The organism is Nonomuraea roseola, from assembly GCF_039535395.1.
GTDB lineage: Bacteria > Actinomycetota > Actinomycetes > Streptosporangiales > Streptosporangiaceae > Nonomuraea > Nonomuraea roseola.
Window position 1 is genome coordinate 346,656 of sequence record NZ_BAAAXC010000015.1, and the last position, 15,997, is coordinate 362,652.

17 protein-coding genes are annotated in these 15,997 nt (G+C 67.4%); 8 read left to right on the forward strand and 9 right to left on the reverse strand.

The window, feature by feature from the left end; all coding sequences use genetic code 11:
* Positions 1-75: 75 nt before the first annotated feature.
* Positions 76-546, forward strand: coding sequence for an SPFH domain-containing protein (locus ABFX55_RS24650; RefSeq protein ID WP_346124688.1), 471 nt, complete (start codon positions 76-78; stop codon positions 544-546).
* Between the two features lie 643 nt (positions 547-1,189).
* On the opposite strand, the gene ABFX55_RS49925 is transcribed toward ABFX55_RS24650, so the two are convergent.
* The 5 genes from ABFX55_RS49925 to ABFX55_RS24670 form a co-directional block, all read right to left on the reverse strand.
* The gene (locus ABFX55_RS49925; protein WP_428834787.1) at positions 1,190-1,438 is read right to left on the reverse strand and encodes a VOC family protein; all 249 of its coding nucleotides are present in this window, start codon (positions 1,436-1,438) and stop codon (positions 1,190-1,192) included.
* 5 nt (positions 1,439-1,443) lie between these two features.
* A complete protein-coding gene (locus ABFX55_RS24655; protein ID WP_346124690.1) occupies positions 1,444-1,995 on the reverse strand; it encodes a dihydrofolate reductase family protein in 552 nt (183 codons plus the stop codon).
* Positions 1,992-2,774 carry an alpha/beta hydrolase gene (locus tag ABFX55_RS24660; protein WP_346124692.1) on the reverse strand — a complete coding sequence of 261 codons (783 nt, stop codon included), beginning with the start codon at positions 2,772-2,774 and terminating at the stop codon, positions 1,992-1,994. Before ABFX55_RS24660 ends, ABFX55_RS24655 begins: the two co-directional genes overlap by 4 nt.
* A 62-nt stretch (positions 2,775-2,836) precedes the next feature.
* Complete coding sequence (locus ABFX55_RS24665; protein WP_346124694.1) at positions 2,837-3,145, reverse strand: YdeI/OmpD-associated family protein; 309 nt, start codon at positions 3,143-3,145, stop codon at positions 2,837-2,839.
* A gap of 143 nt (positions 3,146-3,288) precedes the next feature.
* Positions 3,289-3,966 carry a DUF998 domain-containing protein gene (locus ABFX55_RS24670; protein WP_346124696.1) on the reverse strand — a complete coding sequence of 226 codons (678 nt, stop codon included), beginning with the start codon at positions 3,964-3,966 and terminating at the stop codon, positions 3,289-3,291.
* Positions 3,967-4,072: 106 nt separating this feature from the next.
* Between ABFX55_RS24670 and ABFX55_RS24675 the strand changes: the two genes are divergently transcribed.
* The 7 genes from ABFX55_RS24675 (at position 4,073) to ABFX55_RS24700 (ending at position 14,026) form a co-directional block, all read left to right on the forward strand.
* On the forward strand, positions 4,073-6,727 hold the full coding sequence (locus ABFX55_RS24675) for an AfsR/SARP family transcriptional regulator (protein WP_346124697.1): 2,655 nt from the start codon (positions 4,073-4,075) through the stop codon (positions 6,725-6,727).
* Positions 6,728-7,930: 1,203 nt separating this feature from the next.
* Positions 7,931-8,431, forward strand: a complete 501-nt coding sequence (locus tag ABFX55_RS24680; protein WP_346124699.1) for a methyltransferase domain-containing protein — start codon at positions 7,931-7,933, stop codon at positions 8,429-8,431.
* On the forward strand, positions 8,428-8,937 hold the full coding sequence (locus ABFX55_RS49930; RefSeq protein ID WP_379479105.1) for an NUDIX hydrolase: 510 nt from the start codon (positions 8,428-8,430) through the stop codon (positions 8,935-8,937). Before ABFX55_RS24680 ends, ABFX55_RS49930 begins: the two co-directional genes overlap by 4 nt.
* 590 nt (positions 8,938-9,527) lie before the next feature.
* On the forward strand, positions 9,528-9,815 hold the full coding sequence (locus tag ABFX55_RS24685) for a hypothetical protein (protein ID WP_346124700.1): 288 nt from the start codon (positions 9,528-9,530) through the stop codon (positions 9,813-9,815).
* 147 nt (positions 9,816-9,962) lie between these two features.
* Positions 9,963-11,195, forward strand: coding sequence for a methyltransferase, FxLD system (gene fxlM, locus ABFX55_RS24690; RefSeq protein ID WP_346131235.1), 1,233 nt, complete (start codon positions 9,963-9,965; stop codon positions 11,193-11,195).
* 411 nt (positions 11,196-11,606) lie between these two features.
* Positions 11,607-11,852 carry an alpha/beta fold hydrolase gene (locus tag ABFX55_RS24695; RefSeq protein WP_346124702.1) on the forward strand — a complete coding sequence of 82 codons (246 nt, stop codon included), beginning with the start codon at positions 11,607-11,609 and terminating at the stop codon, positions 11,850-11,852.
* 803 nt (positions 11,853-12,655) lie between these two features.
* Positions 12,656-14,026, forward strand: a complete 1,371-nt coding sequence (locus ABFX55_RS24700) for a hypothetical protein (protein WP_346124704.1) — start codon at positions 12,656-12,658, stop codon at positions 14,024-14,026.
* Positions 14,027-14,274: 248 nt separating this feature from the next.
* On the opposite strand, the gene ABFX55_RS24705 is transcribed toward ABFX55_RS24700, so the two are convergent.
* The 4 genes from ABFX55_RS24705 to ABFX55_RS24720 all read right to left on the reverse strand — a co-directional run bounded on the left by ABFX55_RS24705 (position 14,275) and on the right by ABFX55_RS24720 (position 15,906).
* On the reverse strand, positions 14,275-14,802 hold the full coding sequence (locus ABFX55_RS24705) for an integrase core domain-containing protein (protein ID WP_346124706.1): 528 nt from the start codon (positions 14,800-14,802) through the stop codon (positions 14,275-14,277).
* Positions 14,803-14,966: 164 nt separating this feature from the next.
* On the reverse strand, positions 14,967-15,269 hold the full coding sequence (locus tag ABFX55_RS24710; RefSeq protein ID WP_346124707.1) for a hypothetical protein: 303 nt from the start codon (positions 15,267-15,269) through the stop codon (positions 14,967-14,969).
* 5 nt (positions 15,270-15,274) lie between these two features.
* Positions 15,275-15,463 (reverse strand): hypothetical protein, encoded by a 189-nt coding sequence (locus tag ABFX55_RS24715; RefSeq protein ID WP_346124709.1) that lies wholly within the window; start codon positions 15,461-15,463, stop codon positions 15,275-15,277.
* Positions 15,464-15,474: 11 nt separating this feature from the next.
* Positions 15,475-15,906 carry a hypothetical protein gene (locus ABFX55_RS24720; RefSeq protein WP_346124710.1) on the reverse strand — a complete coding sequence of 144 codons (432 nt, stop codon included), beginning with the start codon at positions 15,904-15,906 and terminating at the stop codon, positions 15,475-15,477.
* Between the last annotated feature and the right edge of the window lie 91 nt (positions 15,907-15,997).

The following is a 15,997-nucleotide window of genomic DNA, read 5'->3' on the forward strand; positions in this document are numbered from 1 at the left end:
CGAAAGGATGGATCGTCCACCACGCCTCTAACCTGCACGGATGAATATTCGGCACCCGCAATCCACATCGATCGGGTGGAGATCAAGGACGTCCAGCTGCCCGAGGCTATGAAGCGCTCGATGTCACGGCAGGCGGAGGCGGAGAGGGAGCGCCGGGCGCGCGTGATCGTGGCGGACGGCGAACTGCAGGCGGCTCAGAAACTCGCCGACGCATCCGGGATCATGGCCCAGACGCCGGGCGCTCTGCAGCTACGGCTGTTGCAGACGGTGGTGGAGGTCGCGGCGGAGAAGAACTCCACCTTGGTCATGCCGCTGCCGGTGGAGTTGCTGCGCTTCTTCGACCGCGCGACGCAGAACTCGGCGGACGGCCAGGCCCCGGAGACCGCCACGCCCCAGCAGGAACTGCCCGGCGCCACGCATTCAGAGCTCCCGTCGGCCGGCCGCGGCAAGGAGCCTGACGGCTTCCCAGGGGGGCCCGCTCCTGCGGGCGAAGAGCCTGCCCTCGCCGTTCTCCAGCATTCCAACAGCGAGCAGTCGGACGACTGAAGCTGGCCAGATGAAGCCGGCCCAGCTCGCGAAAGCCGCGACAGCGGCCAGCATCGCCAGCACCCACACCCCACCCGCTGGCAGTGGCGACGACGGACCGAACAGGCCAGGACCGACACGGGAGCTTGCGCAGGGCCTCGGGCAGCGCCTTCCAGAGCTGCCTGGGGCAGCCCTGGCGTCGCCGCCCCGACAGGAGAGGACGTCAGCTCCGTCATCGACGCGGCAGGCAGGCTGCGCGTGCACACGAGCATCGATGTCTCCCGCGCCAACCGGACGATCAGACTGCGGATCTCTTCGGAGATTGGGGGCCGGCCCTGCTTGGCGGGGTAGGTCCACTTCTTCTTGACCAGCCGGCGGTGCCAGGCGAGCAGCGTGCCGGGTGTCACGATGCGATGCAGTCGAAGGCGAGCGGGTAACGGCCTTGCCAGCGCGGCCAGCAGCGCCCGATCGGCCCAGTCCGGGCTGGGCTGGGCGACCTGGCGACGCAGCACCGCGACCTCATGCCGCAACACCAAGATCTCCACCTCTTTGGAAGCGCTGCCCCGTGTGAGCAGCACCTGCCAGCCGAACACCCTGACCACCAGCAGATACAGCAGTCGAAACAGCACGAGAGCCGCGCCTAGAAGACCAGGTCAGAACCTCGTTACCAGTTTCTAGCACCGGACAGGCCCTGGACGTCGCGGACACGGGCGACACGCTCGCCGAACGCGAGCATGGTCGGGCGGGTCACCACACGCGCGCCAGCAGTGACGGCTCGCTCGACGGCCGCAGCAACGTCATCGACATAAACTCGGAGGTGAGCGGGGGTAGACGGCAGCCTGGCTTGGCGGCGAACAACATGATGACGCTGTCGTAGCCGGTATCCCGTTGCGGGATACCGGCTACGAGAGATGTATTCTACTGGGGAACCGTCGGCTGATAAGTCAGGTGGACGACGCCGGTCTTGAAGACCTCAGAGTCGGCCAGGCGTAGTGACTTGTTCAAGTTGTCCTCCTCGAAAAGGCGCCGGCCGTGGCCGAGAACCACCGGGTGAACCAGCAGCTGGAGTTCGTCCAGGACGTCGTCATGCAGCAGTGAGCGGACCAAGGTGGGGCTGCCTGCGATGGTGATGTTGCGGCCGGGTTGCTGCTTGAGCTTGGTGAGCTCGTCGGCGACGGTGCCGCTGATCAGGGTGCTGTTCTGCCACACCACGGTGTTCAGGGTGGTGGAGGCGACCAGCTTGGGCATCGTGTTGATCCGGTCCGCGAGCGGCACTTCGCTGCCGTGTTCTGGCCAGGAGCCGGCGAACACCTGGTAGGTGGTCCGACCCAGAAGCAGGATGTCGGACTGGTGGAACTGCTCGGCGACCACTTCGGCCATCCGCTCGTCGTAGTAGGGAAGGTGCCAGTTCTCAGGCGCTTGCATGACACCGTCGACGGACACAAAGAGCTGCGCGACGATCTTCCTCATCGGTTCGATCCGAAGAACTCGGCGACGGCGGGGGCGATGGCCGCCGCGTCGACGTTGTGGGGTTGGCCGTGCAGCGTGGTGCGGTGGGCGTCGGGCAGAGCATCGGCGATCGCCTCGGCCGCGGCGGTGATCCAGGGCGTCGTCGCGCCGTCTATGACGACGGTGGGGATGGTGATTGACTTCAGCACCTCGCAGGGCAGGGCGAAGTCTGCGGCGACGTCGGCGTCGTAGGCCAGGCAGCTCGCCCCGGCCGCCATCGCCTCCCAGACCGGAGCGGCCTTCATGCCTTCGACGAACTCGGCGGGCATGAGTACGGCCTTGACCATGAATAGTTCCATCATGTCGCCGAAGCGGCCTTCTGCGCGTAGGGCGTATTGCTGGTCGCGGTAGTCGGCGGGGACGGGCTCGCGTGTACCGGGCTGGATGTAAGGGACCTCCCATAGGGCCAGCTTGGTGATGGGCAGGCCGCGGGCGGCGGCCTGGATCGCGATCATTCCGCCGCCGGAGGTGCCGTAGACCATCGCGGACCCGCCAGCCTGGGTGATCAGGGCCTGGAGGTCGTCGAACTCGCGGTCGACCGAGTACGGAGCGGTGTCTACGGTCTCACCGCGGCCGCGCCGGTCGTAGCTGTAGACGGTGAAGTGTTCGGACAGCAGTGTGGCCAGCGGCGACTCGGCTGTCCGGTCGACTGGCCCGCCGCCGATCACGATGACCGCCGGGCCTGAACCGATGCTGTCGTAGGCGATGCGAGTGCCGTCCTGGGAGGTGACGAAGCTCATGATGATCTCTTCCGATTCGTTTGGCAGTGCTGGACGGGGCCATGCGGGTGGGATTGGGCTGGTTAGCGGATGTTCCCGGCGGCCAGCGTGGAGACGGATTTGTCGATGCGCCGCTGGCGGGTGGCGTCGGTCTTGGCGCCCTCGATCGAAAAGACGTGGGCGCGGCGGTTGCTGTAGGACAGCCGGTCGAATTTGTTCCAGGCTTCCGGTTCGCGGTCGAGGGCCGCTGCGCAGTCAGCCGGAACGGTGACCTCTCGCGGTTCGGTGTCGACCTGCAGGTCGATCTCGATGGTGTCGCCGGCCGCCACGCCGGTCTGCTGCCGGACGTCGGCGCTCAGGCCGAGCATATGGGCGCCGTTCATCGGTGCCACCGAGCTGCGAAAGGTGTGGCCGGCGATGGTGACGCGGACTTTGGCCGACGGCCGGAGCCGAGGGCTTCGACGATCTCGGCTGGCACTTCGATCCCGGTGGCGGTCTTGCCGATGCTCAGGACGATGGTGCGGAATCGCATGACCTAGGCCGCCTGTCGCATCAGGTGGGCGGAGGTGGCGCAGATCCAGGCCCAGCCGAGCACCACAGCCGCGGTGAAGGCGAGGTTGATGACGGCGTTCCCGGGGCCGGAGGCGATCCCGGCGAAGGCGGCGAAGAAGACGATCCCGGTAGCCCCGCTGTAGATCGCCCATCCACGGCGACCGAGGGCGGCGTAGGCGCGGGCGAACACCAGGCAGGCGCCGATCAACCCGAGGAAGCCGATCCCGCCGCAGACGAAGTGCAGCAGACCGTGCCAGCTGACCGGCCCGGGCCCGTCGGGCGTTCCGACCGGGAATCCGAAAGCCGGGTCGGCACGGAAGATCCCGCCGAAGATCAGGCCCGCGCCGTACAGGGCGACCAGCCGCGGCCCCCAGACGCGGCCCCTGCCTGCCCGCACTGCCCGCCGCATTCCGACCGCGGCGGCGACGGTCATCAGACCGGCCAGGATGAGGTTGGCGATCTGGACCCAGCCGAGGCCGCCGTTGGCCAGCAGGCTGGCCGGGTGCCGGGTGAGGTCGAACCCGTCGCGGGTCAGTGCCTGCACGCCGGTCACGACCACATACAGCGGACCTGCGAGCACCCCCCAGCCCAGCAGGGACTTGGTGATTCGGGCCTGAGGAGAACAGTCGGTACGGAGGGCGGTTGCGGTGATGGCGGTCATCTCGGGGTTCCTTCCGTCTCTCTTGCTGATGTCCACAGCTTGTCGGCGGAGGCTTCAGAACGGCTTCAGAACTACTTCCGGTGACCTTGAGCCACTAGCCTGAGGCATGCGATTCGGCGTGCTTGGTCCGCTTGCCGTCTGGACAGATGACGGTGTCCTGGTTCGGGTTCCCGACACGAAGGTCCGCGCCCTGCTGGCTGGCCTGCTCCTAGGAGAGGGCCGCCCGGTGTCGATCAGCGCCCTGATCGACGATCTGTGGGGCGATGACCTTCCGGTCAATCCCACCAGCACCCTGCAGACCCGCGTCTCCCAGTTACGGCGGGCGCTGGAGGAGGCGGAGCCGGGAAGCCGAGACCTGGTGGTGACCCAGCCGCCGGGCTACGTGCTGGGAGTAGCCGCCGACGCGGTGGACGTGGGCCGGTTCCGGGGGCTGGCCCAGCGTGCGCGGACAGTCGCCGAGCCGCGTACCCGCGGGTCGCTTCTCGCCGACGCGCTGGCGCTGTGGCGGGGCCCGGCCTTCGCCGACGTATCCGAGGCGCCCTTCGCCCGCGCGGCCATCGACCGGCTCGAAGAGGAACGGATGGTCGTCATCGAGGAGCACGCCGAGGCCCGCCTGGAGCTGGGTGAGCACCACCTGCTGTCGGCCGAGCTCGCCGAGGTCGTGGCCGGACATCCGTTACGGCAGCGCCTGCGCGCGGTCTACATGCGCGTGTTGTACCGGTCAGGACGGCACAGCCAGGCGCTGGACACCTACCATGACCTCCGCACCCGCCTGGCCGACGAGCTGGGCCTGGACCCCGCCGCCGACCTCGTCAGCCTCCACCAGGCGATTCTCAGCCAGGATCCCGCGCTGGCCGCAGTACCGGCCGAAGCGTCGGCTCAGACGAATTTGCCCGCCGCCATTACCGAGTTGATCGGCCGGGCCGCGGCAGTGGAGCATGTTCGGGCCCGCCTGCGCAGCGGCAGGCTCGTGACGCTCACCGGGCCGGGTGGCGTGGGCAAGACCAGCCTGGCCCTGGAGGTCGCCCGGGATCTGGACGACGCCTGGCTGGTGGAATTGGCCGCCCTCGACGCCTCCGCCGGTGAGCAGGACCTCCTCCAGGCGATCCGGAACCTCACCCAGCCCGACGGGGAGCGCGTGCTGGTCCTGGACAACTGCGAGCACGTGGTAGAGCAGGTGGCCGCAGTGGCCGACAAGCTGCTGCGGGCCGCTCCGCATCTGCGGATCCTGGCCACCAGCCGCGAACCCCTTGGCATCCTCGGCGAGCAGGTGTGGCCGGTGCCGCCGCTCGGCCTGCCGTCCTCGGCCACTGACTCCGGCGCCGTGGCGCGATCCAGCGCCATCCAGCTGTTCGTGGCCAGGGCCACCGCTGCCAAGCCCGACTTCCAGCTCACTCCCGCCAACACCCCGGCCGTGGTGGAGATCTGCCGCAGACTCGACGGCCTGCCCCTCGCGCTCGAACTGGCGGCGACCCGCGTCCGCGCCCTGGAGATCCACGATCTCGCCACGCGTCTTGACGATCGTTTCCGGGTGCTTGCCACCGGCCGTCGCGGCGCGCCGGACCGGCAGCGGACGTTGCAGGCCATGATTGAATGGAGCTGGGACCTGCTCACCGAGCCAGAACGAACCGTGCTGCGCCGACTGGCCATCCACCCCGACGCGTGGAGCCTGCAGGCGGCGGAGGCGATCTGCCCCGGCGACGTCGCCGACCTACTCACCCGCCTCGTCGACCGTTCCCTGGTCTCGCCGCTGACCGGGACGACCGGCTCGCGGTACCGGCTCCTGGAAACCGTACGGGCCTTCTGCCTGGACCGCCTGCTCGACTCGGGCGAGTTCGAGGAGACCCGCAGGCAGTACGTCGCCTATTACGAGGAACTGACACACCGTAACGAGCCACGGCTTTACGGGCACGGCGGCCTGCTCATCCAGGCCAGCGACCTCTACCGTGAGCCGCGCCCTGCGACGTGCACCCCGCATGGCGGAGCGAAGGCCACCGTCACCTCGCTCGACGGCACGATTATTGCCGTCGAGCGATGGGGCCAAGGCCCACCACTCATCCTGGTCGGCGGCGCACTGAACGAGCGGACGGACTTCACCCCGCTGGCCGTACGGCTAGCTCCGCGGTTCACCGTGATCACCTATGATCGGCGCGGCCGCGGCGGGAGCGGGGACGCCAGGCCGTACACGGTCGTCCGGGAGATCGAGGACCTGACAGCCGTCCTCGGCCAGGCCGGTGAGGCCGCGTTCGCCCTCGGCGTCTCCTCAGGCGCCGTCCTTGTCGCCGACGCGGCTGCGCGCGGCGTGCCGATCACCGGGCTGGTGTTGATCGAGCCGCCCTTCATCCTCGACGGCGCCCGCACAGCCATGCCCCTGGACTTCAGCGCACAGCTCGACAAGCTCGTGCGGGCAGATCGCCGAGGCGACGCGGTCGAACTCTTCCTGACCACCGCTGTGGAGATGCCAGCCGAGGTCATCGCCGCGATGCGCTCGGCTCCCCAGTGGCGAAACCTCGAAGCCATGGCCCACACCCTGGCCTATGACATGGCCGTGATGGGCGACTTCTCCCTGCCCGTGCACTGGACCGCCGCCATCACCGTCCCCACCTTGGTCATCGACGGCACGCACAGCGCCGCCTGGCGACGGGACGCCGCAAAAGCGGTCACCGACCTGCTGACTCACGGACGGCGCCACAGCGTGGACGCACCACACGACATAGCACCCGACGTCCTGGCGCCACTGCTGGAGCAGTTCCTCCTCTGAGACCCGCCCACGACCGGAACGCCCGATCCGGCCATGACGCCCACCGCGCCGCACACGCCGACGCCACCCTGCTCAACGCGGTGCGCCTGGCGGCCGTGCTCGAAACTGCTGCCGCCCGGCTCTTCGAGGCGGGTACTACAGCCGGCGTGTGCGTGGCCAAGGCCTACGGTGGCGCAAGAAGTACGCCGCCTCCTACGCGTTCGCGGTCGCCTGTACCGCGTCAAAACCCATCGCGCAGGGGCTGAGCTGCATTTCTTCGAAGCGGCTATGCGGCTCGGTGGTACTCGTTGATAACTCCGCCGTGCACTTGCCTACGCTTGATCGAGCCTTCCAACGGAACGACGGTCCGCTCATCGTGATCGGGTGGATGCGGCCGATGGCCGTTGTAGGGATCGGCATACTCAACCCGTACCGTGTAGAGCGTCGAAACTCATCGCACAGAGCTGACTTCTGGTTCACCGCGTTGACCATGTGGCTCACACATCCCCGAGTCATGGATGCGTGGTGCGCACCGGCGGGTCCGCCGTGCTCGGTCCGTGCTCGTCCGCCCCGGACCGTACCGACAGAACCCGTCACGGCCTGACACCGAAATCAACCCCGCACGGGACAGACAGACACCAGCTGACACCACCCAACAGCAAACGATCTTTCTTCTAATCCGACGGTCGCAGGTTCGAATCCTGCAGGGCGCGCTTTGATCATGGCACTGACCTGCAGAAACATGCACCGCCGCACTCGTGCGGAACATAGTTCTAGCCGATCCGTGCTCCTGCCGTGCTCGCCCGCACCAACCCTGTACACACCGTGATCATCATGCCGTCCATCACCGTGTTCATCGCTTCCGCCACATGACGAACGGCCCCGTTCCGCCGCGATTTCAGCGGAACGAAGCCGTCATCTCACCCGGCCGACTCTCTCCTTCCGGGTTATGCGCGGAGTTGCCGCAGAACGCCTCCATCGTGATCTTGCCCGCCGCGCCCACCTCACCCACAGTCGCCTGGTCATCGACCTGTGCGGCGGGACCGGCGCGACCGCAGAGGCGATCCTCGCCGTGACCCCGGCCCAGACCCGTGTCATCTCCCTCGACAACGCCGCCGCCATGCAGCGCATCGGCCGCCGCACACTGACCGACCCACGCCTGTCCTGGGTCACCGCCCGGCTGAGAACCTGGCCGAGCACGTCCCGGCTGCGGGCGTCGACGCCGTGGTGTGCAACTCGGCGATCTGGAAGACCGACGTCCCCGCCGTTTTCACGGCGGTCCACCGCGTCCTGCGGCCCGGCGGACGGTTCGTGTTCAACATCGGCGGCGGCTTCGCCGGCGTTACCCACCCCGACGAGCAGACAGTACGTACCGGGCCTTCGCTGAATGCGCTGATTCGCCAGATCGCCACCCGCAACTACGACTACACCCCACCGCCGGCGGTCGGCGACCAGCGCCCCAAACTGCCGCTGGACACCGTCCTCAACCACCTGACCGGCCCTGGGCTGACCCTGGTGAACGCCGAGGTCACCGCCCAGCAAAGCACCATGGCAGAGAAGAAGGCGTGGCTGTCCATCCCGGTGTTCGCCCGCCCGGACGGTGACTTCACCCACGAACAGCGCATGGAGATCCTGGCCAAGGCCTACGCCCAGACCACCCCCGACGCGCCGATCGTGACGAGCTGGCTCGTCGTCGTCGCCCAACGCGCCGGGGAACAGTCTTGACCGCCTCGATCCCCTCCGGCGATACGCCGTGCGATCACACCAGCGTCGGGGTGCTCATCTCCAGCATGGCTGGGCTCCTCGTCTTCGAGCGGGCTACACCCCCGGCTGGGATCGCGCCCGTCGCCGGTCACATCGACCAGCATGGCAGCCCGGAGCAGGCCGCCGCCAAGGAGGTCGCCGAAGAAGTCGGCCTGACCGTCACCGGCCTTCATCTGTTGCACCAGGGATCGCGGCCCAACCGGTGCCGCCGCCCAGCCAACGGCAATGTCGGTCACCAGTGGTGGGTCTACGAGGCCCAGACATCCGGTCCGCTCCGCCCATCCGCCCGAGAAGTGAGGGTCCCCCGATGGATACGCCCCGCCCCTCCAGCAGCACGCGCACCGCACCGCCGCGTACGCCGCCGGTCAGATCAGCGAGGCCGAGTTCACGGCGCACCCCAGGCTTGCCCTCCGCGCGATGGTCGGCCAGGCAGCACCCGGCCTCGTGCCGCTGTGCTACCTGGCTGAGGACCCCGGCGGCTACTACGCCTACGCGCAGATCCGGTTCTACGCCGAGGACGCCTGCTTCGTCCGGATCACCAGTGAGCCCGTCGGCGGGGGACCGGTGGAGGCGCTGCGCTGGCTGGAGCCCGCACTCGCTGTGCACACTGCCTCGGCGCTCCGCCTCAACAACCACAAAAGGTACTTCCACACCCACTTCGCCGGGACCGAGCTGGAGTTCAAGTACAACCTGACGCCGGGAACGGACATCTGGGCAGCTGCCATGGAGCTGCTGAAGACTCTGCGTCACGGCGTCCTGGACGGCTGCCGGCCGGAGTACCGGGATGAATTCCAGATCTACTTCACCGAGAACCACCTCTTCGACGTCACCGGACCTGAGGAAGAACTCGGCTACGCCTCCTTCATCCGGACGGTGGACGGCGGTCATGTGCTGAAGCGGAAGTGGTATTCGGAGGACACCTTCGCGCGCCGCGAGCAGCTCTCTCGCGTGGATGTCCCCCCGGGCGGCTTCGAGGAGTATCTACGCGAGGAGATGGGCCTTCAGGTGCGGGCCATGCCACTTCCGCCGCGTCCGCTACGACATCCAGTGCGAATCCATGGTCACCGGCCACATCTACGGCATCTTCCTCGACCACTGTTCGCTCCTTGCCGCACCGGACGCGGTGCTCGCGCAATGCGAGCTGGAGTACCGGCGCTCGCGCAGCCTCCTGGACGACGATCAAGACGAGGTGCTGGCGGAGATGGAACGCATCAGCCACTGGCTCCAGGGCTACCTCACCGCGCGCGGTCTGACGCAGGGGCGCACCTACTACTCCAAGCGCACCTTCCTCCGCGACGCAGTCGCCGCCCGGCCTGACCTCGCCCCGGCCCGCACCACCTCATGAACGATCTCCTGTCCGCGGTTGCTTTGGTCAAGGGCCACCTCTTTCCCCTGGAGAGACCGAGTTAGCCGACTCCGGCAGGCCATGAGCGAGGCTCTCCGCGCTTGCCAGGTTCCCGAAACTGTCCCCGAGCGAAAGTACCGTTGTCTGATGACCATTGACACCCTGCCCTCCGAGTCCTCTGAGCGCCTGCGTGCCGACATGGTCGCGACGCTGACTGAGCAGGGCTACATCCGTTCCCCGGAGGTCGCAGTGGCCTTCGCGAAGGTCGCGAGAGAGCGGTTCGCCCCTGAAGCGGCCCTTACCGCCGCCTACTCGCCCAGAGATGTGGTCGTCACCAAGCGCAACGCCACGGGCCGGGCGACGAGCTCGGTCTCCGCGGCGTGGCTTCAGGCCGACATGTTGGAGGCCGCCCACCTCTTCCGCGGAGCCAAGGTTCTCGAGGTGGGAAGCGGCGGGTACAACGCGGCCCTGATCGCCGAGATCGTCGGCGATGAGGGCTTGACGGTCACCGTGGATATCGATCCGTGGGTTACCGAGCGCGCAGCCCGGTTCCTGGCCGCGACCGGCTACCCGCAGGTGAGGGTCGTCCTGGGCGATGCCGAGCACATCGCTGAGGAGCACGCTCCTGAGGGCGGATATGACGCCATCATCGTCACCGTGGGGGCCTGGGACTGCCCGTGGGGGCACCTTCTTGCCGAGGGCGGCCGTCTGGTCATCCCGCTCCGTTTCTCGACGATCACCCGCTCGTTCACCTTCGTCCGAGACGGCGACCGGCTGCGCGGCCTCGACCCGACCGTGTGCGGGTTCGTCGCGATCCAGGGTGCCGGCGCTTATCTCGACCAGGAGGCCTCTCTCGCGGATGGCGCCGTGAGACTGACGATCGAGAGCGGCCCCCCGCTGGACGTCTCCGCGCTCGACCAGGCGCTGGCCGGGGAGCGAGCTGAGCTGTGGACCGGCGTGACGGCCGCTCACGCGGAGTCGTTCGACTCGATGCACCTGCGGATCGCGACGGTCGACGACAGGTTCGGCATGATCTGGGCGGACCCTGAACGGGGCAAGGATCTCGTCACCTTGGCGATGCGCTGGTACTGCCCGGTCCTCATCACCCCAGACTCGTTCGCTTACCTCACCATCCGCGAAGTTCAACGGACCAACGAGGCCGAGGAGCGGCGCTGGGAGTTCGGTATCCACAGTCACGGCCCCCACCGCGCCGAGCTCGCCCAGCAGCTCTGCGATCACCTGCAGAACTGGGACCGCGACTGGCGCAACCACTCCGGCCCGGACTTCACGCTTCATTCCGCCGATGCCACCGTGCCTGAACCCGCTGACGGCCGGATCTTCCGCAAGCGTCACACCCAACTGGTCATGACCTGGGTGTGATGGTCGCATAGAACCGCCCCCTTACTCGTAACAGGAGCGGTGACAACCAACCTCTGGAAGGCCCTGCCTATGACCTCCTCGCACGGCTGTCTATGCTCCGGCCGATCGAGCGTCCTGACCCGAATCCTCACCCGAGCGGCACTCGCTGGAGGCGCCGTGACACTGGCCAGCGCCACCTACCAAACCTGGGCCTCGTGCCGTGACCGGCGCGGTTTACGCCACCCGGCACACTCGTTGACGTTGACGGTCGCCGCATCCACCTCTGGACCACGGCGTCGGCAGCCCCACCGTGGTGGTCGTCCCTGCGCTCGGGGAGCCCGCGTTGAACTGGGCAGGCGTGCTCCCCGAGCCCGCCACCGAGACGACGACGATCCTGTTCGACGAGGCGCATCTGGGGTGGAGTGATCCGGCTTGGGGTGCTGGCTCCGCCCGCCGACATGCCGACGACCTCCGGCGGGCGCTGCAGCAAGCGGGATCGGCCCGCCGTACATCCTGGTCGGACACTCCGCCGGCGGTTACATCGTCCGGCTGTTCTGCGCCGCGCACCCCGAGCAGGTTGCCGGGGTGGTCCTGGTCGACGCCACCACCCGGAACAAGGCCGCCACTTCCCATGGACCAGGACCAAGATGCTCTGGCGCATCGTGCGGTGGCGGCTGACCCCGCTGGTCTGCGGCGCCTGGCCACCGAGCTCGGATGGAACGGCGCGGCCATGCGCGAGGTCGCCGCGCGGCGGCTCCCGTCCGAGTGGAGCCGGGCCAGGGTGGCGCTGGACTTCAGCGACCGGCAGCGGCGCGGCGAGCTCCGTGAAATGCTGGCCACCATCACCATCAACCCGCCCCGGGGCTCCGTGCCGCACCCACCCTGGGCTCGATCCCCCTTACAGTCGTCAGCTCGAGCCGCACCGACCCCGATCTTACGGACCCAGCAGCCGTCGCAAGGCGGTCGGCGTTCTACGACATCTGGGAGCCGCAGCAAAAAGACCTGGCGAATCTGTCATCCAACACCCGTTACGTCGTGGCCGACCCAGCCGGACATCATGTGCACCGCCATCAGCCGGAGACGGTCGTCGCCGAAGTGCTCACCCACGTGCGGCGAGTCCGTGCTCACGCGTAGACCGAGCCGACCCAACCGTAGACGACCTTCCGGAGACAGCAGCCGCGCCAGCGCGCTGCGCTCGATCCGCCCACGACGGCTGAGGCCTTGCCACCTACCGACGCAACACCGCGAGCTGATGACGCAAAACGAGGATCTCCCGCCAGGGCGGCTCCCGGGTGACGGTCATGACACCTCATGGAAGTAGCCACGTCTCCGCTATCTGTGGCGGGGCTCGGCCGGAGTATGGCAGATGTGTCGAACAGTGGCCAAGTGGGGACACTGAGTAATATTCCGAGCGTGTGCGCCTTATGGCCATGTGCGCGGCCATGCATCACAGTTTCAAACTGTACCGGAGGGTTCCGATCATGCCCAAGACCGCACCTTTTCCTGTCGCGTTCAACGGTCCCGTGGACAGGTTCGTGGTCACGAGTCACGTGTTCGGCAGGCAGATCTTTGTCATTACGCAAAGCGGCGACGTCTGGGGCCATGAGATCACCGGCAACAACATCGGACCAGGCTTCAAGCTCGGCGGAGCGAAGGTCGCCTTCAACGGTCCCGTTGACAGGTTCGTGGTCGTGAAGGACGACCGCATGTTCGTCATTACGCAAAGCGGCGACGTCTGGGGTCACGAGTTCACCGGCAACAACGTCGGACCAGGCATTAAGCTCGGCGGTGCCAAGGTCGCGTTCAACGGTCCCGTGGACAGGTTCGTGGTCGCGAGTGGCCTCATGAATCACGACCGCATCTACGTCTTTACGCAAAGCGGCGACGTCTGGGGCCATGAGATCACCGGCAACAACGTCGGACCAGGCATTAAGCTCGGCGGAGCCAAGGTCGCGTTCAACGGTCCCGTGGACAGGTTCGTGGTCACGATGGGCACGCGCATCATTGTCGTTACGCAAAGCGGCGACGTCTGGGGCCATGAGATCGATCAGGGTGGCACCGGCAACACCATCAAACCAGGCTTCAAGTTCGGCGGAGCGAAGGTCGCGTTCAACGGTCCCGTCGACAGGTTCGTGGTCACGAGCGACAACCGCATCGTCGTCATCAGGGAAGACGGCGACGTCTGGGGCCATGAGATCACCGGCAACACCATCGGACCAGGTTTCCCGATGAACTTTCGCCTCTTGCACTTTACTTTCGCGAACGATATCTCCGTGGCGAACCGGAACAGGACGATCGACCGACACAGATTCGTGCTGAGGCGCATCCTAGGATGTAACAACCTGTCGGCGGAGGAGAAGCGGCGTCTCCTCGACGTAGCCTACGACCGCGCGATTCATCACACGACGCTCAACGAGCCCGGAGTGAACGCCAGCGCGCCCCTCAATGGAACACAGGTGAATATCAACTTCGGAGTCCTTTTCCCGCAGGGTGATGAGGAGATCTCCCAAACGCTCATTCACGAGATGATGCATATCGCAGGTTTCACGCATCCCGCCAGGCGTGACCCTCCCGCGGGGACCCCCTGTGCAGCGCCGTTCGACTGCCCCGGCGACAATGGCGTGTACTATGGCACGCCTCCGCTACGAGCCGAGTTTTGCATTGCGGGCGACCAGAGTGACGTACGCTCCCGACTAGAAACCAAGGCTCTTCACGAAAGTTGCGTAATTGATGAGCAGGGCGTGGCCACGCTCTACACCGATGCTGGCAGCTGGTCTTCGGACTCAAAGGGCGGCCCATTCGTCACGGCTGATACCCCAGGCGACTCGGCGTCGTCCACGACTAAGGATTAGCGCTTCGCCCGCCGACCGCACCGCCCCGCCTCCGCGACGGAGGCGGGGCCTCGCAGCATGAGCACGGACCGCCATCCCGAAGAGGGCGGGAGCTGCGGTGGTAGGCCGTGGCCTCGGCTGCGACGCTGGCTGAGAGGCGAGGCGTAGAGGTAGCTCACGCGCTCCCGGAGCCGAGGCCCGACCTAGTGGCGATCCATTCGCTGTAGCCCTGCATGTCTCTGCGGGTGCCGAAAATTCATCCGTTCAGGTCAAGCGGCATGTCGGTACGCCCTGGGGACACCGCCCAGACGATCATGTCGACGGACGTCGAGCTGAGCGATCTGGGCTCGGTCGGCGCCCGGGCCGGGGAGCGGTCGGAGCGGGGCGGCCTGCCGGAGGGTCCGGTGTGGCCGGTGACCGTTGTAGAACGTCTCGAACTCGCGTAGAGCATGAAGTAGGTGGCGCTGGTTCCCGATCAAGGTGCGGTCCAGCAGTTCACGCCGGCAGGTCTGGATCCACCGCTCCATGATGGCGTTCATCCGGGGAAGCCGGCTACCAGTCGTGACGACTCGAATCCCGGCATCAGCCAGCACGGCGTCGAAGGCCGTAGAGAACTTCGCATCGCGGTCACGGATGAGGAACCTGGCCGCGCTGCCCGCCTCTTGCAGGTCCATGATGAGGTTCCGTCCGAGCTGGGTGACCCACTGGCCGGTGGGGAGCACGGTGGTGCCGAGGATCCGGACACGCCGAGTGGCGTGCTCAATGACGGCCGTGACGTACAGCCGTGCCCCGGTCAAAGGTGCGGACCTCGAAGAAGTCACAAGCCAGCAACGCATCCGCCTGGCTGCGCAGGAAGCCGGACCAGATGGTGTGCTGCCGCTCGGGGGCTGGGTCGATGCCGTGAACCTTCAAGGTTTCCCACACGGTGGAGGCGGCGACCGTGATGCCGAGCGCGGCTAGCTCACCGTGGATGCGCCGGGTACCCCCAGAAGGGGTTCTCCCGAGCCAGGCGCAGCACCAGCAGGCGGATGGCGGAGATGGTGCGCGGGCGTCCTCGGCGCCGGAGCGTGCAGGCTGCGGAGTGGCGGCGTCTGAGCAGATCGCGGTGCCAGCGCAGGATGGTCTCCGGGTGTACCAGCAGCGTGAGGTGGCGCAGTTTGTCCATCGACAGGTGGCCAAGCAGTCCGGCGAGCAGGAAGCGGTCGCCGAGCGTGAGGGCGGGCTTGGCCACCTGACGCCGCAGCACCGCCACCTGGCGCCGCATCAGCGTCATGTACGGCGCGAGCCGCCGAGGAGGCCACCGGTGCTGCCCGCGCCGATTCCCGCCTGGTGCAGGGCCAGCAGGCACAGGCCGAGCAGCATGAACGTCACACCGCTGATCCCGCCAGGGATCTCGAAGGCCAGCAGTTCGAGCAGGAAGCCCAGCCCGAAGATGATCGCTGCCACGATGGCGAGCATGTCACCTCACCTCATTTCCGAGGGCCGGACAGCGCGAGCAGTTGTTCGAGCATGGCCCCGTAGTCGCGAAGAGCCAGCCTGAGCTGCTCGGTGTCGCCCTGGTCGGTGTTCTTCCACCGACCGCCCAGCTCGCTCGTGCGCGTGGTCAGCGAACTGGTGAGCGCGTTGACGACCTCGTCGACCAGCTGGTCCGCCTGCTCCACCGCCTGGCGCGGGTCGTCCACGAATGTGGCCTGCAGGTCGTGCCAGCGCGTGTGGGCCTGGTCGACGTCCTGGTCGAACAGGGCAGCTCTCTGCGGTGGTACGGCCTGCGCCCGGGCCGGGGCGGGTTCGGACTCGACCGGCACGTCGCCGGTGGCGGCGTCGGTGTCCGTGAACCCCCTGTCCTGAACCCCGACGTCGGGGCCGGTTGCCCTCTGGGCTTCGCGGCCTGTCGGTTCCACCCCCGGAGCATCCCGGCTGGCCTCTTCCCTGTGCACAGGGCCAGGGCCTGCCACTGGTCCGCCGGTCTCGTTCACGGTGTCGTCGTACTGC